The 23,795-nt window shown below is 37.4% G+C and carries 26 protein-coding genes and 1 pseudogene; 12 read left to right on the plus strand and 15 right to left on the minus strand.

What is annotated here, in order from left to right; genetic code table 11:
* From F1560_RS22235 to cshA, 3 genes and pseudogenes are all read right to left on the minus strand, one after another.
* Positions 1-257 (minus strand): annotated as a pseudogene (locus tag F1560_RS22235) (PH domain-containing protein); the annotation flags it as partial.
* On the minus strand, positions 250-729 hold the full coding sequence (locus F1560_RS20950; RefSeq protein ID WP_149476558.1) for a PH domain-containing protein: 480 nt from the start codon (positions 727-729) through the stop codon (positions 250-252). The pseudogene F1560_RS22235 and the gene F1560_RS20950, both read right to left, overlap by 8 nt.
* Before the next feature lie 138 nt (positions 730-867).
* Positions 868-2,328, minus strand: coding sequence for a degradosome RNA helicase CshA (cshA, locus tag F1560_RS20955; RefSeq protein WP_149476559.1), 1,461 nt, complete (start codon positions 2,326-2,328; stop codon positions 868-870).
* A 593-nt stretch (positions 2,329-2,921) separates the two neighbouring features.
* Here cshA and F1560_RS20960 point away from each other — a divergent pair.
* Positions 2,922-3,833, plus strand: coding sequence for a DMT family transporter (locus F1560_RS20960; protein WP_149476586.1), 912 nt, complete (start codon positions 2,922-2,924; stop codon positions 3,831-3,833).
* A 106-nt stretch (positions 3,834-3,939) separates the two neighbouring features.
* The gene (locus tag F1560_RS20965; RefSeq protein ID WP_149476560.1) at positions 3,940-4,800 is read left to right on the plus strand and encodes a DegV family protein; all 861 of its coding nucleotides are present in this window, start codon (positions 3,940-3,942) and stop codon (positions 4,798-4,800) included.
* A gap of 38 nt (positions 4,801-4,838) precedes the next feature.
* On the opposite strand, the gene F1560_RS20970 is transcribed toward F1560_RS20965, so the two are convergent.
* The 4 genes from F1560_RS20970 to F1560_RS20985 form a co-directional block, all read right to left on the minus strand.
* Complete coding sequence (locus F1560_RS20970) at positions 4,839-5,534, minus strand: alpha/beta hydrolase (protein WP_149476561.1); 696 nt, start codon at positions 5,532-5,534, stop codon at positions 4,839-4,841.
* Positions 5,535-5,657: 123 nt separating this feature from the next.
* A complete protein-coding gene (locus F1560_RS20975; RefSeq protein ID WP_149476562.1) occupies positions 5,658-6,086 on the minus strand; it encodes a YppG family protein in 429 nt (142 codons plus the stop codon).
* Positions 6,087-6,172: 86 nt separating this feature from the next.
* A complete protein-coding gene (locus tag F1560_RS20980; RefSeq protein WP_149476563.1) occupies positions 6,173-6,454 on the minus strand; it encodes a glutaredoxin family protein in 282 nt (93 codons plus the stop codon).
* A gap of 251 nt (positions 6,455-6,705) precedes the next feature.
* Positions 6,706-7,140 carry a MarR family winged helix-turn-helix transcriptional regulator gene (locus tag F1560_RS20985; protein ID WP_149476587.1) on the minus strand — a complete coding sequence of 145 codons (435 nt, stop codon included), beginning with the start codon at positions 7,138-7,140 and terminating at the stop codon, positions 6,706-6,708.
* 343 nt (positions 7,141-7,483) lie between these two features.
* Here F1560_RS20985 and F1560_RS20990 point away from each other — a divergent pair, with 343 nt between their 5' ends.
* From F1560_RS20990 to F1560_RS21020, 7 genes are all read left to right on the plus strand, one after another.
* Positions 7,484-8,440 (plus strand): phosphate/phosphite/phosphonate ABC transporter substrate-binding protein, encoded by a 957-nt coding sequence (locus F1560_RS20990; protein WP_149476564.1) that lies wholly within the window; start codon positions 7,484-7,486, stop codon positions 8,438-8,440.
* 216 nt (positions 8,441-8,656) lie between these two features.
* Entirely contained in the window at positions 8,657-9,055 is a 399-nt protein-coding gene (gene tnpA / locus F1560_RS20995) for an IS200/IS605 family transposase (protein WP_149476565.1), read from the plus strand.
* 11 nt (positions 9,056-9,066) lie between these two features.
* A complete protein-coding gene (locus F1560_RS21000; protein ID WP_149476566.1) occupies positions 9,067-10,179 on the plus strand; it encodes an RNA-guided endonuclease TnpB family protein in 1,113 nt (370 codons plus the stop codon).
* Positions 10,180-10,380: 201 nt separating this feature from the next.
* Complete coding sequence (phnC, locus tag F1560_RS21005; RefSeq protein WP_149476567.1) at positions 10,381-11,157, plus strand: phosphonate ABC transporter ATP-binding protein; 777 nt, start codon at positions 10,381-10,383, stop codon at positions 11,155-11,157.
* Positions 11,154-11,969, plus strand: coding sequence for a phosphonate ABC transporter, permease protein PhnE (phnE, locus tag F1560_RS21010; RefSeq protein WP_149476568.1), 816 nt, complete (start codon positions 11,154-11,156; stop codon positions 11,967-11,969). The genes phnC and phnE (F1560_RS21010) overlap by 4 nt, the downstream gene beginning before the upstream one ends.
* The gene (gene phnE, locus F1560_RS21015; RefSeq protein ID WP_149476569.1) at positions 11,969-12,769 is read left to right on the plus strand and encodes a phosphonate ABC transporter, permease protein PhnE; all 801 of its coding nucleotides are present in this window, start codon (positions 11,969-11,971) and stop codon (positions 12,767-12,769) included. The genes phnE (F1560_RS21010) and phnE (F1560_RS21015) overlap by 1 nt, the downstream gene beginning before the upstream one ends.
* A gap of 117 nt (positions 12,770-12,886) precedes the next feature.
* Positions 12,887-14,458 carry a bifunctional metallophosphatase/5'-nucleotidase gene (locus F1560_RS21020; RefSeq protein WP_149476570.1) on the plus strand — a complete coding sequence of 524 codons (1,572 nt, stop codon included), beginning with the start codon at positions 12,887-12,889 and terminating at the stop codon, positions 14,456-14,458.
* 273 nt (positions 14,459-14,731) lie between these two features.
* Here the strand turns inward: F1560_RS21020 and F1560_RS21025 are convergent, their stop codons facing one another.
* The 5 genes from F1560_RS21025 to F1560_RS21045 all read right to left on the minus strand — a co-directional run bounded on the left by F1560_RS21025 (position 14,732) and on the right by F1560_RS21045 (position 18,929).
* On the minus strand, positions 14,732-15,451 hold the full coding sequence (locus tag F1560_RS21025) for a PepSY domain-containing protein (RefSeq protein WP_149476571.1): 720 nt from the start codon (positions 15,449-15,451) through the stop codon (positions 14,732-14,734).
* A 30-nt stretch (positions 15,452-15,481) separates the two neighbouring features.
* Complete coding sequence (locus F1560_RS21030; RefSeq protein ID WP_149476572.1) at positions 15,482-16,024, minus strand: PepSY domain-containing protein; 543 nt, start codon at positions 16,022-16,024, stop codon at positions 15,482-15,484.
* Between the two features lie 171 nt (positions 16,025-16,195).
* Positions 16,196-16,804: a PepSY domain-containing protein gene (locus F1560_RS21035; protein ID WP_149476573.1), complete on the minus strand. Its 609-nt coding sequence runs from the start codon at positions 16,802-16,804 to the stop codon at positions 16,196-16,198.
* A 56-nt stretch (positions 16,805-16,860) separates the two neighbouring features.
* On the minus strand, positions 16,861-18,240 hold the full coding sequence (locus F1560_RS21040; protein WP_245347881.1) for a HAMP domain-containing sensor histidine kinase: 1,380 nt from the start codon (positions 18,238-18,240) through the stop codon (positions 16,861-16,863).
* Complete coding sequence (locus F1560_RS21045) at positions 18,237-18,929, minus strand: response regulator transcription factor (RefSeq protein ID WP_149476574.1); 693 nt, start codon at positions 18,927-18,929, stop codon at positions 18,237-18,239. The genes F1560_RS21040 and F1560_RS21045 overlap by 4 nt, the downstream gene beginning before the upstream one ends.
* Before the next feature lie 132 nt (positions 18,930-19,061).
* On the opposite strand from F1560_RS21045, the gene F1560_RS21050 reads away from it, so the two are divergent.
* Positions 19,062-19,679: a VOC family protein gene (locus tag F1560_RS21050; protein ID WP_149476575.1), complete on the plus strand. Its 618-nt coding sequence runs from the start codon at positions 19,062-19,064 to the stop codon at positions 19,677-19,679.
* Between the two features lie 68 nt (positions 19,680-19,747).
* Here F1560_RS21050 and F1560_RS21055 read toward each other — a convergent pair whose 3' ends face one another.
* From F1560_RS21055 to F1560_RS21065, 3 genes are all read right to left on the minus strand, one after another.
* On the minus strand, positions 19,748-20,068 hold the full coding sequence (locus F1560_RS21055) for a thioredoxin family protein (RefSeq protein WP_149476576.1): 321 nt from the start codon (positions 20,066-20,068) through the stop codon (positions 19,748-19,750).
* A 61-nt stretch (positions 20,069-20,129) separates the two neighbouring features.
* Positions 20,130-20,942, minus strand: coding sequence for a DUF368 domain-containing protein (locus F1560_RS21060; protein ID WP_149476577.1), 813 nt, complete (start codon positions 20,940-20,942; stop codon positions 20,130-20,132).
* 156 nt (positions 20,943-21,098) lie between these two features.
* Positions 21,099-22,259, minus strand: a complete 1,161-nt coding sequence (locus F1560_RS21065; protein ID WP_149476578.1) for a CapA family protein — start codon at positions 22,257-22,259, stop codon at positions 21,099-21,101.
* Positions 22,260-22,535: 276 nt separating this feature from the next.
* Here F1560_RS21065 and F1560_RS21070 point away from each other — a divergent pair, with 276 nt between their 5' ends.
* A complete protein-coding gene (locus tag F1560_RS21070; protein WP_149476579.1) occupies positions 22,536-22,718 on the plus strand; it encodes a hypothetical protein in 183 nt (60 codons plus the stop codon).
* A gap of 135 nt (positions 22,719-22,853) precedes the next feature.
* Positions 22,854-23,711, plus strand: a complete 858-nt coding sequence (locus tag F1560_RS21075) for a dimethylarginine dimethylaminohydrolase family protein (RefSeq protein ID WP_245347883.1) — start codon at positions 22,854-22,856, stop codon at positions 23,709-23,711.
* Positions 23,712-23,795: the final 84 nt, after the last annotated feature.

Here is a 23,795-nt window from a genome sequence, read left to right on the forward strand (position 1 = left end):
ATGTAACGCTTTTTACGTATGAAAACGCCATATTCGATTCTTAATTCGCCAGCTTCTAACCGATACGTAAATCGGTACCAAGACAAAACACTTAAAAGCGTCCCTAACAATAAAAAAACGGCTAATAGGAGGATGAAGTAGAACCTATCGAATGTAATGAAACCAAATACAATTAGAAAAATCCCTTCCCGAACCGTTTTTATCAGATTAAATAGGATCGATACTGGATGTAATCGATATGGACGAGCATTAGACATCATCTTCGTCCACCCTTGCTAATGCTGATATCCGATCACGAAGTGCTGACGCATCTTCTTCACGCAAAGCAGGTATTTCGTGTGTTGTAGCGGCTGTTGATATCGTTACACTCGCAAGCTGATATTTTTTTAGAAATGGCCCTTGCTTTGTATCAACATGCTGCACGCGAATCATTGGAATCAATGTACGTGACATGATTAAAATACCATGCTGTATGTATATTTCTTGTTCAAATAACTCATAGCGCCATTTTCTGAAACGTAATTTAGGGAGGATTAATACGGTCAAAAAAGTAGATAGAATACTTATAATCACAAGTAAAATCCCAATCCAATAAGGCCACTTAAACATATAGATAATAATCCAAGCTGCAATTGTAATCAACCAAAGAATGCTCTCATAAAAGGCGCCTGTTAACTTCCATGCCTTAATAGCATCTGGTGCAATCGTATTCATTGGTGGCTGTCTCATATAACCTCACTCTCCTCTATTTCATCTAATGGTACTTACGTTTTGAGCGGAATAAAGTTTCAATATAATAATTTAAGCTTCAGCAGATTAACTTAAACATAAAAAAAGCCCCTAATTAGGAGCTTTTTCGTTTAACTATTAATCGCGGTTTCTACGTTGGAAATTCCCTTTACGATTTCTTCCACCTTGGTTGCGTCCGCCACTGTCTCTACGCTGACCGTAAAAACGTTTATTGTTAGAACGACGGTTATTGTCTTTAGAACGCTGTGCTTTTTTCACACTAATTGGTGCAACAGAAGAGATTTTAACTGGAGCATCTCTACGCTCTTTTGTTAATAGGCTTAGTGCTGCTGCAATAACGGACACGGAATCATTATCTTCTAATAAATCATTTGCTGCAGCGTGATAAGATTTTAGATCCTTTTTCTCAATTGTTTTCAAAATCTTATCGATTGTTACTTGCTGTTGTCCTCGTAATGCATCCTGATTCGTAGGAGGAACAAGGCGCTTCATTTTACTTTTTGTTGTTTTCTCAATTAATTGTAAATGTGCCATTTCCCGTGGTGTAATGAACGAGATTGCTTCTCCAGTACGTCCAGCTCTACCTGTACGCCCAATTCGGTGCACATAGCTTTCCGGATCCTGTGGAATATCAAAGTTGTATACATGTGTAACGCCTGAGATATCGAGTCCACGAGCCGCTACATCTGTAGCAACAAGTACATCTACACGACCGCCTTTAAATTTATTTAAGACAGACATACGTTTTCCTTGTGTTAAATCACCATGGATTCCTTCTGCACGATATCCTCTTGCTTGTAATCCTTCCGTGATCTCATCTACACGTTTTTTCGTTCTACCGAACACAATTGCAAGTTCTGGAGAATTAATATCTAAATGGTTGTTCAGTGTATCGAACTTAAATTTCTCAGGAATTTCAATGAAATACTGTTCAATATTCTCAACTGTCATTTCTTTTGCTTTTACTTTAACTTCTTTTGGTGATTTCATTAATGTTGTAGCGATATTGCGAATCTCTTTTGGCATCGTTGCAGAGAACAACAATGTTTGACGATCTTCAGGAATACTTTTTAAAATTTCGCGAATATCGTCAATGAATCCCATGTTTAGCATTTCATCTGCTTCATCTAATACAGCAGTTTGCACAACATCCGTGCGAATTGTTCTTCTGCGCATATGATCCATTAATCTTCCTGGAGTTGCTACAACAATTTGCGGGCCATCTTTTAAAGCGCGAATTTGACGATCCATATGTTGTCCACCGTAAATTGCAAGCGCACGAACACCTGAAAACTTCGCTAAACGGTTTAATTCTTCCGCAACTTGAATTGCAAGCTCTCTAGTTGGTGCAACGACCAACGCTTGAACTTTCCTTAATTTCGAATCAATTTTATCTATCATTGGAATTCCGAATGCAGCTGTTTTACCCGTACCTGTCTGTGCTTGTCCGATTACATCGTTACCTTCCAATGCAAATGGAATTGTCTCTGCTTGAATTGGTGTAGCTTCCTCAAACCCCATCTTTTCCAATGCTTTCATAATTGGGGCTGATACACCCAGTTCATTAAATTTTGTCACCTAATAGTCGACTCCTTTTTTTGTGAAAATTTATTCGCAAAAGAGGCCCTGAATTTTTCTCATACTTTATTCTTTAAATAATCTTCCCGCCTGACATGCAGATAAATCCTTCTAACGTTAACAATCATCACATTTTCATTCTAACTACTCCGCCCGCAGAATGATAAGTGGATGCTGAATCGCAAGTAAAAAACTATACCAGCTATTTATAGGGAATATAAGACCTAAACTCGTATCATTATATTTTATTCATATTAAAGTACAAAAAAGGCTTCACCTAACGTGGTAAGAGGCCTCGAAACTAATGCTTCACCTATCATACCACAGATAGTGCATTTATATCTACTTCACGCCTAATGATTTTTTTTATTTCACATGTTAAAATTAATAGTACGGCTTCACAACATGCAATTGTAGGAAACTGTTGTTTCAACAATGGACATATTTATTGAAATAGAATGGAATATTACTCTAACCTCGATTGGGGCATTCTGTATTTATTCTAACTGCTACCACCTAACCTCTTTACATATTAAAACTACATGGCCAATTCAAATAGAGTTTGCCAAATGAACTTACAAAGGATGTTTATGATGCGCCTTCCTCCATTCAATCCATATGCTGCAGTTGCTATCGGTGTAATAGCTGTTTCCACTTCAGCTGTATTCGTGAAGTTAGCTAATAGCGCCCCTGCTGGTATTATCGCTAATTACAGATTGCTATTTGCTGTACTTATCATGCTACCAATTATTTTATTGAAATATAGACATGAATTTCGACTTATCTCCAAGAAAAATTGGTTACTTTCCATTTTCGCAGGAGTATTTTTAGCGCTCCACTTTATTCTTTGGTTTGAATCGCTGAATTATACTTCTGTAGCAAGCTCAGTCGTTCTTGTAACGATGCAGCCAATTTTCGCCTTCATTGGGACCTATTTCCTTTTCCAAGAAAGATTTTCCTACGGAGCGATTATAAGTATGATTATCGCTCTCTTTGGTAGTTTCATTATTGGGTGGGGAGATTTTCAAATAGGCGGAATGGCATTGTTCGGAGATATCCTTGCACTGCTTGGTGCAATTGCAGTAACAGTTTATTTCCTGTTTGGACAAAGTGCGAGACAGCACCTATCGCTAATTACCTACACATTTATTGTTTATGCCATTAGCTCAATCACGTTGTTGCTTTATAATATCGCGCTTGGCAATCAGTTCTTTGGTTATCCACAGAGCCATTGGTGGGCATTCATTGCCTTAGCGATTATCCCAACTTTCTTTGGGCATAGCTTATTCAATTGGGCATTAAAGTGGGTAAGTACGTCTACCATTTCAATGGGAATTGTCCTTGAGCCTATTGGTGCAACTCTTCTTGCATATCTTATCTTAAACGAGACGATTACGTGGTCACAATTTCTCGGTGGTACCATTGTTATCGTTGGACTATTTCTATTCATCGTAAGCACGTCCAGAAAAACGAAGGTTACGATATCAAAGAGAAGAAATCAGTAACGACCTATCAATTTGTTGGATTCTCGAAATGATTCAGAATTCAACTATGCCTATTCTTGAAAATGCTGATATACTAAAACTTATCAATAACAAAGCGGGTGAATTTATGACGATTCAACTAATGACAGACGGCGGTGCTGATATTCCACAGCGCTTAAACGAATCTTTAAATATTAAAGTTGTTCCATTGTATTTGCATTTTAGTGATGGACACTATAAAAGTGGGATCACATTAGATATAGCAGGTTATTATCAAAAAATTAAAGATTTAAAAGAACTCCCCCGCTCTGCTGCTCCAAGCCCAAATGATTTTTATGAAGCATATAAAGCTGTGGACCCAGAGAAACCGATTATTATGTTAAGTCTTTCCAAGGAGCTGAGCAGTACGTACGATCATGCTTTACTTGGAAAAGAGATGCTTCTTGAAGAAGAACCAGAAAGAAAAATAGAAGTAATCAATACAAAAACCGCTTCTTGTGGTATCGCCCTTTTGCTTCATGAAGCAAAGCTTAAATTAAACGAGGGATACTCCCATGAACAACTAGCTGAGCACCTGCATGAACGTGTTGAGCAAACGACAACGTTATTTGTTTTAAAAACGCTAGAAAACCTTGTACTAGGTGGTCGTCTCGATAAAGTGAAGGGAAAGATTGCGAAAACGTTAAACATTAAGTTGTTAATGCGCGCAAGTAATGAAGGCTCTATTGAAGTGGCGGAAAAAATCCGTGGTGATAAAAAATCAATCCGACGATTTGTTGATCAAATTGGAGAATATACCAAGCATGTGGAAGACAAGTTTATTTCAATGACACATTGTAATGACGTAGAACGTGCCACAAAAGTGTTAGCGGATATACGTAACAAATATAATTTCAAGGATGCTTATTTAACGGAAACAGGGCCACTCATTTCCACATACGGTGGAGAAGGAGCACTTGTCATCGCCTTCTTTAAAGATCCGAGCTAATAAAAGCCTACTCCCTAATGTTTTTAGAGAGTAGGCTTTTAGGTTGTTTTCTCTACTAGGAAGTCATATACCATACCATTTAACGTATCCTTATCATCTCCAAGACAAATCAAATGCCTGGATCTTTCAAAGAACACAACTTCCTTTTCTTCTGAGTGGATTTCTTTATCTAAATAATAACCAGTTTTATAAGGCACCATTCCATCCTGCTGCCCATGTGCAATAAGTACTGGTGAATCAACCTTATCCAAATAACGGCGTGTAAATCGAACAAGCTTCATGAATTCGATATTAGCTTTAAAAGGAACCGTACCCACTTTTTTCTTGTAATGATGGTAAAGTTTATTTTCGCCGAGCGTTCCTCTTACCCCATCCACAATAACTTCTGCAATGTCTAATCCAATCTGTCTAAAATTCAAATATTTCCCAGATGTTGCTAAAAGCACAAGCTTATCGATTTTATATTTAGCCGCTAAATATGCAGCAATCATTCCGCCCATGGAAAAACCAATCACATAAATTTCTTCATACTTGCTTTGTAGTTTTTCCAACTCTGTTTCTGCAGCCGTTATCCATTTTTTATAAGAGACATCTTCTAAGTGTAGTTCTTTCCCATGGCCTGGTAATGTTGGAACCTCAATATGCCAGTCAGTGTTTTCCTTTAGAAAATCTGCCAATGGATCAACCTCATAGGGTCCGCCAGTATATCCATGTATTACTAAACATCCAATCATACACTTCTCTCCTTTGTTCACTCTCCCACCTTTATCTATATCTTCTTCTATTTTCCCATATTTAATTTGCTTTTGCTTGCCCTCTGCTCATATTTACTTTCCTATTATCCCAAAAAAACCCATTTACCTGAAGTTTTTAATCAATGAACTGAATTGCTGTATGATTGGAGAAACTTGATGATACGTACTTGCAATTTGTCCAACAGTGGATAAAACTTTGTCAAAGTCGAGTTGCCCATTTCCATTTTGGAAATAGGACATCGGGCCGGCTGAAGGCTGCCCTGGATTCGCATTCATATTCGGACTGAAATTAGGATCCGGATTCGCATTAAAATTTATATTCGAATTACTTCCAGATTCTGCAAAATCCATATTCGTTTGGGCTTGATTAGACCATTGACTTGGCAGTTCTGGCTTTGCGAAAAGATCATATGGAGTTTGGTGTTGTTCCACTCCGTTCCAGTTCTGATTCGAATAGGATGTGTGATATGGGTATGGGTTGTGATTAACTGGAGGGGAATGATGTGGTTGATTATACTGTCGATAGTGCATTTGTACACACCTCTTTTTCGTTTTCCTATTTACAATAAATTATGCTCTATTGTGAAAAAGTGTGTAGATGACATGACCTGTATTCCCTAAAACCGTTTGATTTGTAGTCCAAAATCGGAGTTATCACCATTTATCCCCAACGCATTTTCTATTTTATTTTTTTGATAGCCAAGAATAGGCTCATTTCCATCGATAAATGTAGCTGGAGTACCATAAATTTCTTGTTCATGAAGCTCCTCCATATACGTATGATTGCTTGATACATTTTTCTTATTATAGGTAATATTATATTTATCTAGTAAAGATATTACCTTATTGCTCTTCAAATTATTGTCACTAATATATACTGTAACATGTGAATAACGCATTGATGACTCCTCCTGAAATATTTACATAAAACCATTATTTATCATACTTGTTTAATACCCATCAGCAGCACCTGCTAAACCATATCTTTCAAGAAATATTACAATTACATTATTAGAAAACGTAGCATCTCATGAAGTCTTTTCGGTGGGAGCTGTCATTCATTTTAATAAGTGGGAAAGGCTTATTTTTTATCACACAAAAGAATCCCTTAATCAAATGACTAATTGAGATTCATTGTACAAATCCACTATCAAATTTTCTTGATTGTGGTTCCTAACTTCTTTAACAATTCGATTGCGGTCTCTTTTTCTTCATCATTTAAACCATTCATAATCGCTTTAAGCTTCTCCCAATGCTCCGGGAAAATGCTGCTTAATAATTCTTTCCCTTCATTACTAATCCTTGCATACGTAACACGTCCATCATCAGGACTTGCCTCTCGAATGAGATATCCTTTTTTCTCAAGCTTATTAACAATATATGTTATACTCCCACTTGTCATTAGAATCTTATCTCCAATTTTTTGGAGCGGCTGCTTCCCTCTGTGAAAAAGTAGCTCTAACACAGCAAAATCCGTTAGGTTTAAACCTTTTGATTTAATATCCATTTCGGCTTGTTCCATAATTGCTTGATATGCCTTTGCCAATACTACAAAAAGCTTTAGTGACGAATCTTGCTTCTTCATTCTCAGTGTTTCTTCTGTCAAAGCAGTTCCCTTCTCTCGTTTTCTTCATTCTTTTTTCTCTCAATAACAATCGTTACATCCAACTTTTTCATTCAGTCGATGCCTCCTTTTTCTTATCGGTTCTATTTATACGAATTTAAACCTAATAATGTTTCAAGATAAAAATAAAAAATCTGAACCTTCTGTTATATAGCTCGCAGTTTTAGTGAATTAATATTTCGACAATATAGGACTAAAGGTTTGTAAATAATGTGTAAAATTCCAAAATATGACTAGCTTTTTAGAATAGAATACTATTTAATAGAAATGTAACACAATTTTTACAATACATAGGAGGGTCTACATGAAAAAACTTTATAGCTTGTTATTTGTTGCCGTATTAGCACTCGTACTAGCAGCTTGTGGTAGCTCAGATGATTCAAGTACAGGTTCAGAATCAGATTCAAGCAGCAACGGTGATGATTCAGCAAACAGTGAGGGAATGATACCGGAAACATTGGTAATGGGCTTTGTACCATCTCAAGACTCAGATACAATCGCTAATACAATTGAGCCATTAGCAGAGCGCTTAGGTGAAGAATTAGGAATTGAAGTTCAAGGGCAAGTTATGACGAACTATAATGCGTTAGTTGAGGCGATGGGAGCAAACCAAGTACACATTGGCTTTATCCCTGCATTCGGTTATGTATTAGCTAACGAGCAATATGACGTGGAAGTTATTTTAAAATCCATTCGCTACGGATCAGGTACCTATAAAGCACAATATGTTGTACGCACTGATTCCGGCATCGAGAGTTTCGAAGACCTAGAAGGTAAAATTTGGGCGTATGGTGACCAAGGGTCTACTTCTGGCTACCTCTTCCCAGCTAACCAATTAATGCAAGAATTTGGTTATGATACTGCTGCTGAATTAGAAAGTAACTTCTTCGGTGGTACGGTTCAAACTGGAGGTCATGACAATTCAGCTATTACGGTTTTAGAAGGCGATGCTGATGTTGCAACAACGTTTGATGATGTACGTACAGAGCTTGAAGAAGAATATCCTACCGTCATGGAAGATCTTACTATTCTAGATTATACGGAAGATATCCCGAATGATACCATTTCTGTAACGAAAGAACTTGATAAAGAATTCGTACAAAAAATAAAAAATACATTCTTATCCTTTAATGAAGATCCTGAAATGATCGAAATTATGAATGAAGTATACAACTGGGATGAAATCGACGAAGCAACAGACGATGAGTACCAAGTTGTAAAAGATACGTACGCAAAATTCAAAGATAACATTGAACTATAAGCAATCTAGATAAATAGTAAAAGGGGAGTATACTACTCCCCTTTTTTCCACATCTCTTAATTATTTTTAATTTAACGGCTTTCCGAAAGAAGTCTCCCATTCTCAAGGAATGTGAAGGACGCAGCCCAATGAGTAGGTGGGAGATGAATTTCGGTTGGCTTTAGCCAAAGGTTTTAGTGTAATCAGTCTTAGATAGATTAAAGAATTGATATATCAATGAAATTAGATAGTAATAACCATTCAGTATTCTTGATGCATTATCACCTTGTATTGGTTGTAAAATATCGCAGGCAAGTGTTCGCCAGCGAGATATCTGATTTTGCAAAAGAGATGTTCGCTGAGATTGGAAGTAAGTACAACATTTCTTTAGTGGAATGGAATCACGATAAAGACCATATTCACATCTTATTCAAAGCACATCCCAACTCTGAATTATCAAAGTTCATCAATGCTTATAAGAGTGCAAGTTCTCGATTGATAAAGAGAAACTTTCCACCTATCAGAAAAAAACGTTGGAAAGAGATGTTCTGGTCAAGGAGTTTCTGTCTACTTACAACAGGCGGCGCTCCAATAGATACCATCAAGAAATATATTGAAAATCAAGGTCAAAAGTGAGGTGAATTGATATGACGAAACAAAACAAAGCTTTCAAATTTCGTTTATTACCGAATAAAGAACAAGCTGTATTATTAGCCAAAACGTTTGGTAGTGTTCGTTTTGTCTACAATAAGATGTTAGGAGAACGCAAAGAAACGTATGAAAAGTTCAAGGATGATAAAGAAACACTTAAAAAGCAAAAGTTTCCGACTCCTGCGAAATATAAGGGTGAATTTCCATTCCTAAAAGAAGTGGATTCACTAGCTTTAGCGAACGCACAAATCAACTTGCAGACTGCCTATCAGAATTTCTTTGAAGGTAATGCTGAATTTCCAACGTTCAAGAACCGTAAAGCAAAACAATCTTATACAACTAATCTAGTCAATGGAAACATCGAATTGAAAGATGGTCATATCAAGTTACCTAAACTGAAACTTGTAAAAATCAAACAGCATAGAGAAATTCCTGAAAATTACAAACTGAAATCTTGTACCATCTCAAGAACAAATTCAGGTAAATACTATGTTTCCGTACTAACGGAATACGAAAAAGACATACAGCCTAAAAAAATAGAAACTGTCGTTGGGCTAGATTTTGCTATGGCTGAATTATACGTGAGCAGTGAGAATGAGAAAGCCAATTATCCTCGCTACTATCGTGTAATGTCAGAAAAGTTAGCGAAAGAACAACGCATTCTATCCAAGCGTAAAAAAGGTTCTGCACGTTGGAACAAGCAACGTCTAGTAGTGACTAAATTACATGAAAAGGTAGCCAACCAACGCATGAATTTCCTTCACCATAAGTCAAAAGAATTAGCTTCTACCTTTGATGCTGTCGTGATTGAGGACTTGAACATGAAAGGTATGTGTCAAGCCCTTCGCTTTGGGAAAAGTGTTCACGACAATGGTTGGGGTATGTTCACTACTTTTCTAGGTTATAAGCTAAAAGAACAAGGGAAACAACTTGTGAAAATTGATAAGTGGTTCCCTTCTACTAAGAAGTGTTCTTGTTGCGGTGCAGAAAAAACGATGAAACTATCTGAACGCACCTATCGCTGTTCATGCGGTTACGTGGCAGAACGTGACTACAATTCAGCCATCAATATCAAAAATGAAGGGATTCGCCTATTGGCTTTAGCATAAAAACAAGAACTCTTGGAACAAGAGGGTTAGCTCGGTCTGTTTTCGTTGGCTAGTAAAAGCAACGATAAGTCGAGAAGCCCCCACTTCAATTAGAACGGTAGGTTAATAAGTGGTGGGTAGTTCACAATCTAGTATACTAGCAATAGGCTTGTATAAAACATCAAGCTTTACTTTTATTTTAAATTGGAGGAAATACATACGATGATCGAATTTAAAGACGTAGGACTCGTGTACCCAAACGGCACGGAGGGGTTAAAAAAGATTAACGTTACAATTAACGATGGAGAATTTATTGTTATTGTAGGTTTATCTGGAGCCGGTAAATCAACCTTTATCCGCAGTATCAACCGCTTAGTTACACCAACTTCCGGTTCTCTTCTTGTTGATAACGAAGACATTCTTAAATATCGTGGTTCTGATATGAGAAAACTCCGCACAAAAACAGGGATGATTTTTCAAAACTATAATTTAGTTAAGCGCTCAAACGTGCTTAAAAATGTTTTAGCTGGTCGTCTTGGGCATACAAGTACGCTGCGTTCTATCTTAAATTTATATAAAAAAGAAGATATCGGCTTAGCATATGAGAGCCTGCAACGTGTAAATATCGCAGAAAAAATTTACAATCGCGCGGATGAATTAAGTGGTGGGCAACAACAGCGTGTTAGTATTGCTCGTGTACTTACCCAGCAACCGAAGTATATTTTAGCTGACGAGCCTGTTGCATCACTTGATCCGCCAACTTCTCATCAAGTAATGACCTATTTAAAGAAAATCAATAAAGAGGATAATATTACAACGATCGTTAACCTGCACTTTATTGATATGGCAATGGAATATGCAGACCGCATTATTGGAATGCGAGCAGGCGAGGTCGTGTTTGATGGGCCAGTTTCAGAAGTCTCGGAAAGCACCTTTGAAGAAATTTATGGCCGTTCGATACGTGAGGATGACTTGCGTGGGGGGGCGGATAAATCGTGACAAATGAAACCAACTCTACAACTCCTAAAAAGGTGCCAGCAATTTACCCCGCGAAGACAAAATTGCAGGTAACCGTTATATTTTTTGTTGTCCTTGGAATTTATTTATTTAGTATGTCTTGGACACAGCAACAAATGGCTGGTGGTTTTAGTGGTGCACTAAGCAATATGTTTAACGTAATTGAAAAGTTCTTCCCGCCAAACACAGCTGTCATTTCAGCGATATGGGGGCCTATGGTAGAAACAATACAAATGGCGATCATCGCCACAACTGTCGCGGCAATTCTTACCGTCCCACTTGCTTTATTAGCCGCAGAAAATGTAACAACCTTTAAACCATTGTATATTGTAACACGTACGTTTTTAAATTTATTGCGTACGATACCTGATTTAGTATTAGCAGTTATATTCGTTGGTCTATTCGGTATTGGATTATTCCCTGGTATCTTAGCACTTATTATTTTTTCACTAGGTATATTAGCTAAATTGATTAGTGAAACGATTGAATCCGTAGACATGAATCCACTGGAGGCAATGCGCGCATCTGGCGGAAACGTATTTCAAGTTATCTGGTATGCGTTAATTCCACAAGTGCTGCCGCAGTTTACGTCATTGGTACTTTATGTTTTTGAAATTAATATTCGTGCCTCTGTTGTATTGGGATTAGTTGGTGCAGGTGGAATTGGTTTAATATTGAACCAACAGTTGGGCTTTTACAATTATCCAAATGCCATGATGATTATTATTCTTATATTTGTAGTTGTCATCGCTATTGAATATATTAGTACGAAAATAAGGGAGGCATTGCTATAATGAAAGATTATTCCTTACCTCCAAAACCAAAAAACTCTGCCTTTAAAAAGATTAGAAATATTGGTATCTTGATTCTAGTCGTCGCGATGTATGTATGGACATTTGTCAGTATTGATATTGATTGGGGACGAGCGATTGAACGTGCAGCAAATAACTTCTCTCGTGTAATACCAAGATTATTCAGCCCGGATTGGTCAGCAACTAGCGATGTAGCCATGAGCATGCTCGAAACCGTATTTATTGCATTTGCAGGATCCCTAATGGCAGCTGTTATTGCTGTTCCATTGGCATTCCTCGCTGCCCGCAATATGATGGGCGGTGTCATTGCTTCAACAATTGGGAAATGGATTTTATCTGCGGTACGTGCATTTCCAGATATTATTTTAGCAATCCTATTTGTTGTTGCTGTTGGTCCAAATGCATTCGCTGGGGTTCTTGCCATCGCGATTGGCTCAACAGGAATGCTCGGGAAAATGTTCTCCGAAATCATCGAATCCATCGATATGAACGTTGTAGAAGCAATGGAAGCAAGTGGTGCAAATAAAATACAAATTCTATTCTATGGAGTAATTCCACAGATAACACCGGAGTTCTTATCCTATGCGATTTATCGTTTTGAGGTAGATATTCGTGCATCCTCCATCTTAGGTATCGTTGGAGCAGGTGGTATCGGTACAATGATTATCTTTGCATCCAACAACCGAAACTGGAATGAGATGGGAACGATTTTACTTGCAATTATCATTGTCGTAACCATTATCGACTTTGCATCTGCAAGAATAAGACGTAAAATTGTTTAAGCATTCAAGGAGGATAAAACGGATTTTTTGAACAACCTCTTTTAAGACAATTATAATAATTATGATGTCCCTAAGATAACCTTTGGGGCATCTTTACTGTAGGAAGGATGTTTTATTTTGCATAGAAGGTCATCAATCACGTTACTCTACACGAGTGACATTCACGGAAACGCAATGCCTATTTTATATGGGACAAACGAGGATGCGCCAATTGGTTTAGCTAAATACGCTACCGCTGTAAAACGAATCCGGCAACAGGAAGAAAACGTAATTGTAGTTGATAACGGTGACCTTATTCAAGGAACACCATTAATGACTCATTATGTAAAAGAACACCACCATAATGAGAATCCGATGATTGGAATCATGAATCGAATCGGTATTGATGCTGCTGTGATTGGTAACCATGAATTTAATTTTGGAGAGAAAATACTAACAGACGCAGTCAAACAATCTAGTTTTCCATGGCTATCTGCAAATATAGTAGAACAAGAAACAGAGGAACCTAAATTCGGACCACCGTATATCGTAAAAACAATGGAAAATGGCATTAAAGTAGCCATTGTTGGTGTCACAACCCATTACATCCCAAATTGGGAAGCTCCGGCACATATTAAAGGGCTTCATTTCCAGGATGCATTTACAACATTAGAAAGCTGGGTTAAAACAATTCGAGAGGTTGAAAATCCAGACGTACTCATCGCTTCTTACCATGGTGGGTTTGAAAGAGATTTAGCAACTGGAGAACCAACAGAACCTTTCACTGGAGAAAACCAAGCCTATCAAATGTGTGAACATATTAAAGGGATCGATGTTTTGTTAACCGGACACCAGCATCGTCAATTAAACGATGTTCTTCATGATGCGCTTATCCTCCAGCCTGGAAATAATGGACAAGTTTATGGGAAAGTTCAAATTGATTTAGAAGATAAGAATGGAACGTGGTATATTACCAAAAAGGCAGGCAGCCTCCATACATTAGAAAATACAAAAACAGACTCAGAAATTATCAACTATATGCAGGATATAGAAGCATCGACTCAGGAATGGCTGGATCAACCGATTGGGTCCATTGAAGGAGATATGACAATCACCTCCCCCCTTGAAGCACGTGTAAACAAACATCCATTTATTCAATTTATTCAGGATGTGCAAATTGCTGAAAGCGGGGTGGATATTTCGGTGACTTCCCTTTTAAACAATGCCTCAACAGGGTTTAAGTCCGTTGTTACAATGCGAGATATCGTATCAAACTATATGTATCCAAATACGCTTGTCGTTCTTGAGTTAACTGGAGAAGCGATTAAAGCAGCCTTAGAAAAAAGTGCAGAATACTTCACCGTAGTTAACGATAAACTAACCGTTAATCCAAGCTATATAGAGCCAAAACCACAGCACTACAACTATGATATGTGGGAAGGTATTGATTACACCATTCATGCCGCTAACCCAGTCGGGTCACGCGTAACTGCCATTACCTATCATGGTCAGGAACTGGAAAGCAATAAAAGCTATCAAGTTGTATTAAATAATTACCGTGCTTCCGGTGGTGGGAATTACGATATGTTTAAAAATAAGCCTGTCATTAAAGAAATTCAAAAGGATACAGTTGAATTGATTCGAGCATATTTTGAAAATCATAAAACCGTTCCAGCAACCGTGAAGGATAATTTTCGTGTGACTGTATAACACTTTCGAGGAGATCGGGTATATAGGGGATGAGGAATCTGGCTTTATTTCTCTCGTTAGAGTCGTCGGGGAGTGGTATTATATTTCAGCGTTTGGTGCTTTAGCGAGATGCGATGGTGCTTTATTTCTGCGTTTGGTGCTTTAGCGAAGTGGGTTGGTGCTTTATTTCTGCATTTGGTGCTTTAGCGACGTGGAATGGTGCTTTATTTCATGTAGGATGTAATTGAAATAATTTCCAATGTAAAGCGCCTGTCATAAGGCAGGCGCTTTACATCAATCATCAATTTCCAAGTCCATGAATAGAATTTCTCCTGTATAGGCATCGATCTCTACCTCTGCTTCATTTTCTCCATTTTCTATTTCAATCTCATAGATAAGACGATCATCATCATCGTCCAGTTCAATTCCTTCTACCGTTCCTGGAAACTCAGCTAAGGCTATACTTCGCGCTTTATCCATTCCAATTACTGCTTTTTTCCCTTGCTGTTGCTTCGATTTAGGCTCAGATTCATTCGTTTCATCGGTGGTTGTATCAGTTGATTTTGCAGCTGCTTTTTCGGCTTCTGGTTTTGAATCTTCACTCGTGTCACTATTTTGTTGATTCACGGATTGCTTTTCTTTTTCTTTTATACTGATTTCTTTGTTATTTTGGTTTTCCTGTTTATTTGCGGTTGGTTTAACTTCCTGATCAGCCTCTGATTTATTTGCTTGGGATTTTTCGGTTAACTCCAATACCTCACCAGTATTCCCATCAATTAACAGATTATATTTTTGACTATCAATTTCTAGATTGACTTTATAAACTGGATTTTTTGATTCGTCATCCAACCCTACTTCTGTAATCTTCCCTGGGTATTGATCTTCAACCTGTGCCATAACATCTTTTCTGGTAAGGTTAGGCTCAGCTTTTACAATAAGCGAATGCGAAATGCCAAGCCCCAGGATTGTAACCGTGATGATCGCACCTAGCAAAATAGTAAGCTTCTTACTCATTTCTCTCCCCCCTTTTTCAGACCAGATTTATCAGTCGTCCTCTGTATCAATTTCCATTTCTAAAATCTCTCCGGTTAATGCATCAATTTCAAATTCAGCCTCTTTATCGCCGTTTATTATTTCCAACTCATATACGAAGCGTCCGTCATCCTCATCTAGCTCAAACTCTTTGATTGTTCCATCGAATTCCTTCAATGCAATTTCTCTTGCTTGTTGATCCCCGATTAAATTTTCAAGCGATTTGTCCTGTTCAGCTGTACCTTCACTTTCATTCTTTTTGCTGGCATTTGTTTCTTTGTGCTTCTCGTTTAAAACTTCACCTGTATCGCCATCTAATTTTAATTCATATTCTACGCCATCACTTTGAATCTCAACTTCATATACAGCTTTATCACCTTTCTTATCAACTTCCAACTCTGAAACCGTTCCTGGATATTGATTTTGAATCAGATCACTAATTTCTTCTGAAGATAACGTTGGATTTGCTTGCGCTGCATCTGAGTGATAGACTCCCATCCCGATAACTGCTGCCGCTGTTACAGTACCAATTGCAATACCTAATTTCTTTTTCATTTGTAATTCCTCCTTGTTTTCTTGTTACCTTTATCTTAAACAGATGGAATGAAAGTGCACTGTGAATAAGATTAGAATTTGATGAGAATAAAATTAAGTTTTTATCAGAGGACTTTTTTACTAAAAATTTATAAAAAAAGACTGGCAGCATCTTATGCTACCAGTCACATCTTAATCATCAATATCAATGTCCAAGACTAAAATTTCTCCGGTGTAGGCATCGATTTCAACCGTTGCCTCATCGTCTCCGTTCTCGATTTCTATTTCATAAATTGTTCTTCCATCATCCTCATCCAATTCAATATCAACGACAGTTCCGGCAAATTCATTCAGTGCAATCTCCCTAGCCGCGTCCTGACTAAGCATTGCATTAGAGGAATTGTTTTCCTTATTCTCCTCGGATTGTTCAGGTTCATTATTCGTACCAGGTTCTTTCTTGGAATCAGTCTCTTCTGTATGATTATTATCGGCTTCTTGGCTGTTTTCAGTTACTGCTTCACCTAATATTTCTAAGTCAATCACTTCACCAGTATTTCCATCCAATGTAACAGCATAGTTATTTCCTTTGCTTTCAATTCTTACTTTATAAACTGCACCGGCTTCATTCTTTTCTAGTTCAGTTGTTGTTACTGTTCCTGGATATTGCTCTTGAACAAGCTTTTCAACTTCTTCCTTCGACAATTCTGGGTCGGAGGATGAAGCACCAGATTGATAAATACCAAATACTAAAGCAAATACTCCAATGAGACATGCTCCAGCAATAATTAGCTTTTTCTTCATAGATGTACTCCTCCCGTTATAGAATCCATTTTACTATTATAAAAACAAAAGCTATGCTACTCCCTATACGGCAAACAGAGCGTAAAGGTCGAACCTTCTCCAACTTTACTGGATACAGAAACTTCTCCATGATGCTCCTCTGTAATTACCTTCGCAATTGCTAGACCGAGTCCTGTTCCACCAGTTTCCCTGCTTCTCGCTTTATCCACGCGGTAGAAACGGTCAAATATTCGCTCCAGTTCATCTTCACGTATTCCTTGTCCATGATCCTTTACTTGAATAATCACATCATCATTTATTTTTGAAGCACTCACATTTATTTTTTCATCGCTATATTTAATAGCATTTTCAATCAGTATATAAATGACCTGCTCAAGTTGATCTCGGTTACCATGAACAATTAAGTCATCCGCATTTTGTTGGAAATTAATTTCACGTGTATAAGCCTTCTCAAATGTTTCTACCGTCTCCTCGGTAAGCTCTCCGAGATCAACACGATTCATTTCTTGTGCTTGTCGATTTTTTGCGAGCGATAAAAGCTGTTCCACGAGCTTTTTCATTCGATCTGCCTCTGAATCAATTGCTTCAATTGACTCTTGCAGCAACTCTGGATTTTCCATCCCCCGACGTTCTAGTAGCTGTGCATAGCTTTTGACAATCTGAATTGGTGTTTTCAGTTCATGGGAAGCATTCGAAACAAAGATTTCCTGTTTTTCAAAGTTATCTCTTAAATAATCGATCATTTCATTGAACGTCATTTCCATCTCGTAAAGCTCATCCTTAGAACGGTTTTCTAAATCGATTTTTTGCCACTTGGCATGCTTCGTATTATCCTTCATCGTTTGGATTAATTTCTGAATCGGATTTAATAAAAATCGCCCTAGCAGTGTCCCTGCAATAATGGATGGTATCAGCATAATTGCACCTGCTACGATGAGTACATAAAATAACGTCTTCATTGTTTCTTGCAAATAATTGAGATGATTGGAAAGCTGCACGGTCACGATTTCCCCGTTATTCCATATAACAGGTCTTGTAATAATAGCGATATCTGGTCCATTAAGTTGAGAATCAATTGTTTTCTCTTCTGCCGTCACGTACTCCCACGGCAAAGTCCTATATGAACCATCCTTGGTTTGTAAAATAATCTCTCTATCATTTTCATCAATTACACGAATCATCCCATTTGTGGGGAGGTAAGCTTTGATTAAATTCTTCGCTTCCTCATTCGTTATATCGGGATTATCTGCTAATGCTTCGGTAAGTGCATCCATTTGAACGGCCAATTGGTCAAGCTCACTGTCTGCAGCTATTTTATAAAACAAAAAATAAATCGATGTATTAACTAATAAGACAAGTACAAGCATAAATATGCTTGAAAATAATTGTATTTTTGTCCGCAATTTCAATAATTTTATTTTGGTCCTTAATTTCATGCGCCGTTATCCTTTATGGTATATCCAACACCTCTAACAGTGAGAATATATGCTTCGTCAAAGCCTTTATCAATCTTTTGTCTTAAATAACGAATATATACATCCACCACATTCGTATCACCATAATAGTCAAATCCCCATACTTGCTCAATTAACTGCTCTCTCGTTAATACGATATTTTTATTTTTTAACAAGCAGACAAGCAAATCAAATTCACGGGGTGTTAGCTCTATTAATTTCTCTGATCGTTTAACTTCATGACCATTCAAGTTTACAGCAAGATCACCAACTGTAAGCAGCTCGCCAGTAGTTTGTTTTTGAACTGGCTTTCTTAAATGCACGCGGATGCGTGCAAGCAATTCTTCAATTTGGAATGGCTTTGTAATATAATCATTGGCACCAAGATCTAATCCACTTACTTTATCATGAACCTCATCCCTTGCTGTCAATAAGATAATCGGGGTCGTTTCGTCTTTTTTTCTCACTCTCCGAAGTACCTCTAATCCACTTAATTCCGGAATCATAATATCTAGTAAGACGAGGTCCCATGCTTGCTCTTCGATTAACTGAAGTGCCTGTTTTCCATCTGCAGCAATTTCAGTTTGATAGTTTTCATATTCTAACTCCAGTTGCAGAACACGGCTAATTTTCCGCTCGTCCTCCACAATCAGTATCTTAGCTTCACTCAAATTCGCCACCAACTTTCAATCTAAGTATCCATACTTTTTCAATTTTATAATTTTATTTGCTATTATTATACTATAAGAACTCTCGATAGAACGATAGTCCCTATTACACATTTTAACGGAAGGGTGTTCACTATGTTAGCATTAGACCACCTCATTATCGCTGCAAGCGATCCTAAAAAAACAGCACAGCAATTTGCAACGAAATATAGCGTTAAAGTTATCCAAGGAGGGAAGCACCATCATTGGGGAACGTACAATTACTTGGCCTATTTTAAAAATGATTGTTATATCGAATGGCTTGGTATTTTCGACGAAGTCCTCGCGAGAAAATCTGGTAACCCATTGATTCACCAACTTGTCGCAGCCTTAGCTAATCATGTGGAAGCGCCGATTCAATATGCCCTTCGCACCAATCAAATGGATGCATATATAGCGCATTTTAATGCAGAGGATATAAGCTATACTGGCCCAATTCCTGGTAGCAGGAAAAGACCGGATGGTTCGACATTAAATTGGCGCATGCTTTTTCCAGCCTCTGAAAGCACTGTACTTCCCTTTTTAATTGAATGGGGTGCTGAGAAAAATGTTCCCAAAGACAGCGATTCAATCAATGAACAAAAGCTTGATACTGTTATGACTCCTCATGATGTTCAGACATATTCGTTACGTGTAGAAAACGGTGCGGTGAATTTAGAAAATGCTTCTTTATTTATAAAGCAAGGTAAAAATTTAACGTTTACGTTTGCTTAAATGGTTCATTAACAATAATGATATAAAAAACAACACCCGATCATTTCCAAACATGATCGGGCGTTTCATTAACCTAATTGCTGTTGTAAAAATTCCGAGACAGACTCAGGTGACTTTGTATAGGCGCTATGCTGATGGGCAAGCTTCTCACCATTTTGGAAAATCAAAATGCTTGGGATTCCCATTACCTGATGATTTTCTGCAACACCTGCTACTTCATCACTGTTCACTTCATACCATTTATAGTTATTGAAATCTTTTATAACGTCACCAATAAACATGTCCAGCACTTTACAATCACGACACCAGTCTGCATAAAATTTAACAATTACTGGTTCTTCACTTTGAATAATTTCATTGAACTGTTCAACTGTTTGAATAGCTTCCATTCGTGCTCACTCCTTTTTCCTTTTAACAACGATTATACGCTTCTTTTACTTCTTTTTCACGTTACTTGTATTCGATTCTTCCAAGCATAATGGCAGCAAGAAGACCTGCGATAAAGGTTGCCACACTAACAAGCAGCATCGGCACGCTCTCTGGCCATCCAGGGAAGACAGCAACGCTCGAGCCTATAACCAATCCAATGATTGCAGCAAATGTACCGGTATAATAATGATTCAGGAAAAATGAGACAACCTTGCTCATCACAATAAATCCTATCGCAATTCCTAATCCAGTAACGATAATAATATCGAAATAAAGATTACTTATAGCTGAGATGATTGTGGCGTATACACCAATAAGCAATAGCATAAACGACCCACTAATACCCGGAATAATCATTGCACTGCTTCCAATAAATCCTGAAAAGAAAAGCAAGATGTAAGTAGAGGTTGTAACATTTTCAATTACTGTTCCTTCATTTGGATTTAGAAAAGCCATCATCGCAACAACAATTGCCCCAATCCCCAACAACACATAATGCTTCGATTTAAATTTCTGCTTAGCTTCTGCTTTATAAAATAAATATGGCAGGACCCCAAGGATTAAGCCGAGAAAAAAGAACTGCGTTGGTCCCGGGTAATGCTCAAACAGCCATTCTATCAAACTCGCAAGCAAAAAGATGGCGATTACCATCCCAAGTCCTAAGGGAATTAAAAATCCGATATGTTTTTTCCATTCCTTACTAAAGATGCCGCTGATTGCAGCAATCAACCTATCATATATTCCTAGTAATACAGCAATCGTTCCACCACTTATACCAGGAACTAAGTCTGTAGCTCCCATTAATATGCCACGATATATATTTCTCCATTCCATTTATTAACGATCTCCTTTATGTACTATCTAAAAGAACTGCAATGTTTATCATACCAAAAAAAACTTGTTATTTATAGAAAAAGTTATGTTAACGATTTGTAAAAGTTTTTTTAAAAAAATCGATATCCATCTCCTGCTTAGAAGATGGATATCGATTTACTCTTCAATGAACTCAAGCTCTGGCATCCATTGCGACAAATGCGCTTTGATTTCATTATAGTGGTCACTTGCTCCTTTAAGCTCATCATTTGTTAATTGGTACATTGGCTTCACTTCATAGTTTGTCCAATCGTCTGTAAATGTGACATAGGTCGGTATGAATGTCGGAGAGTGAATCTCAATTTCTTTCTCATCACCTGTCACTGTTTTCGTAATCGATAGGTTTAATATTCCTCCAATTCGCTGATACAGCTCTTGCTGATTCGAGATAAAATTTCCCAGGGAATACATTACAAACGTTTCATTTCCATCTTTACCTGTTACCCACTCCATTGGCTGCAATACATGTGGATGATGTCCAAACACAATATCAACACCTTGATCAGCAGCAAATTGAACGAGCTCCTTTTGCTCTTCATTTGGCATTCGTTCATTTTCATTTCCAAAATGAAGACTTAATGTAACAACATCTGCTTCTTCCTTTGCTAGCGCTACCTCTTCGGCAATGCGATTTTTATCAATCAGATTCACTAAATAATCTTTTCCCTCTGGCACGGGAATCCCATTTGTCCCATACGTATAGGAAAGGAAAGCTACTGAAATTCCTTCCTCCGTTTCATAGACTCGTAGATTTTCTCGATCTCGTTGATCTTTATATGCCCCGGTGTACATCATATCAATCGTTTCCCATTGTTCGATTGCATTTTGAATCGCATCTTCACCACGATCTAACGTATGATTATTTGCCAGTGTAACAACGTTCACACCTACCGCTTTCAATGCATCACCAACTTCAAAAGGGCTATTAAAAGAAGGATATGTTGATAACCCAAGCTCTTCCCCACCAATCATCGTCTCTTGGTTAGCTACAGATATCGTTGAAGCTTCTAACGTGTCCTTGACACTTTCAAGCATCGGAATGAAATCATATCCTCCTTCTGTCTTCGCATCCATATAGACAGGACTATGGATAAGAATATCACCAATCGCTGAGATTGTAATTTCTTGACTATAGCTTGGAATTTCCTTATAGGTAACTACTGAACTTCTAACTGTATTTTCTTTACTGCTCGTTACAACAGTAGTTTCAGCACATCCAAATAAAATAAAAGTAATTACACATAATAACGTAGACAAAAGAACTTTCTGCTTATTCATATATCGTTCTCCTAACCTGTGTTTGTCTCTATCATATCATCGTTGCGACAAAATGTGAGTAGAAAATGTAACATTCGATAAAGTCATTATTTTGGAAATGTGCCATCCTTTCATATCTTCCTAAAATGAAATTGGATGCACGTAAGAATAAATTTCTTTTGTACGTAGGTAAAGTCGTGTGTAATTCATTTGGGCTTTTGCTATAATAATAGTAATAAGAAAAATTTCCTATATTAGTAATCCCAATTTATACATATAATTACTGAGGTGTTGATTGTGAAACGATATCTTACATCTATTTTCATTGCTTTAAGTGGGATCATTATTCTCATTGGGGTTATGTCTGACATTTACTGGGCTGGTATCGCAGCTTGGGGATTAGCTATTATTTGTTTATTAACCGCAGCGTATTATACAAAATATATCCCAAATGAAAAGAAGCACAAGAAATCCAAATAATATGGACCATAAATCACCCATATTATTTGGATAAACATCAGAATTCCATACGCGGTTATTGCAGCAATCCAATTATACAAAGCATATACTACATATACGAGATAAGTAATCGACTAGTGATCGGAGGAGAATGAATTGAATACAGGTACAACAAATAAGGAAGCTGTTAACTGTCATAATGAATACGATCCATTGAAAAAAGTGATTACTGTTTCTCCGCGCTACATGCAAATTAATGAAGTGATCAATCAAACCCAAGAGCACTATGTAAACGATAATATAAATCAAACAAAAGCAATACAGCAACATGCCAACCTTATCAGTCAAATGGATTCTGTTGGTGTTGATGTTATCAAACTAAACGAACTCGAGCACTTAAATGAGCAGGTGTTCACACGAGATATTGGGTTTACGATTGGAAATACATTTTTTGTTGCTGCCATGAAAGAAAACATTCGCAAAGAAGAGCAAGATGTATTATTAGATTGGCTTCAGCAAAACAAAATTGCTTACTTTCCTTTCAAAACCCCATCAATTGAAGGCGGAGATGTCATTGTTGATCATTCAAAAGTCTGGGTTGGAATCAGTGACCGTACCTCTAAAGAGGCGGTAGCTATTCTCCAAAGTCAGCTGCCAACTCATGAAGTATTTCCGATTAAATTGCGCAAGGATATTCTTCATTTAGACTGCATTTTCAATATTATTGATGAACAAACTGCATTAATCTACCCACCTGCTATGGATTCTGATGCTTATCTCCAGCTAAAAGAAACGTATACACTTATCGAAGTAACTGAAGAGGAACAATTCCACTTAGGGCCAAATGTACTTTCTCTTGGAAACAAGCAAATTATTAGCCTGCCTGAAAATAAACGGATGAACCAGAAATTGATTGAAATGGGTTTTCAAATCATCGAGGTACCTTTTTCCGAAATTATTAAATCTGGCGGATCCTTCCGTTGCTGTACATTACCATTATTTCGAACATCATAAGCAAAAGAGGCTGGGACAAAACCCCAGTAAGAAAATAAGCGTGGTACCTCGGGTACCACGCTTATTTTTATTATAAATATCATA

The organism is Oceanobacillus polygoni (genome assembly GCF_008304605.1).
GTDB classification, from domain to species: domain Bacteria; phylum Bacillota; class Bacilli; order Bacillales; family Amphibacillaceae; genus Oceanobacillus; species Oceanobacillus polygoni.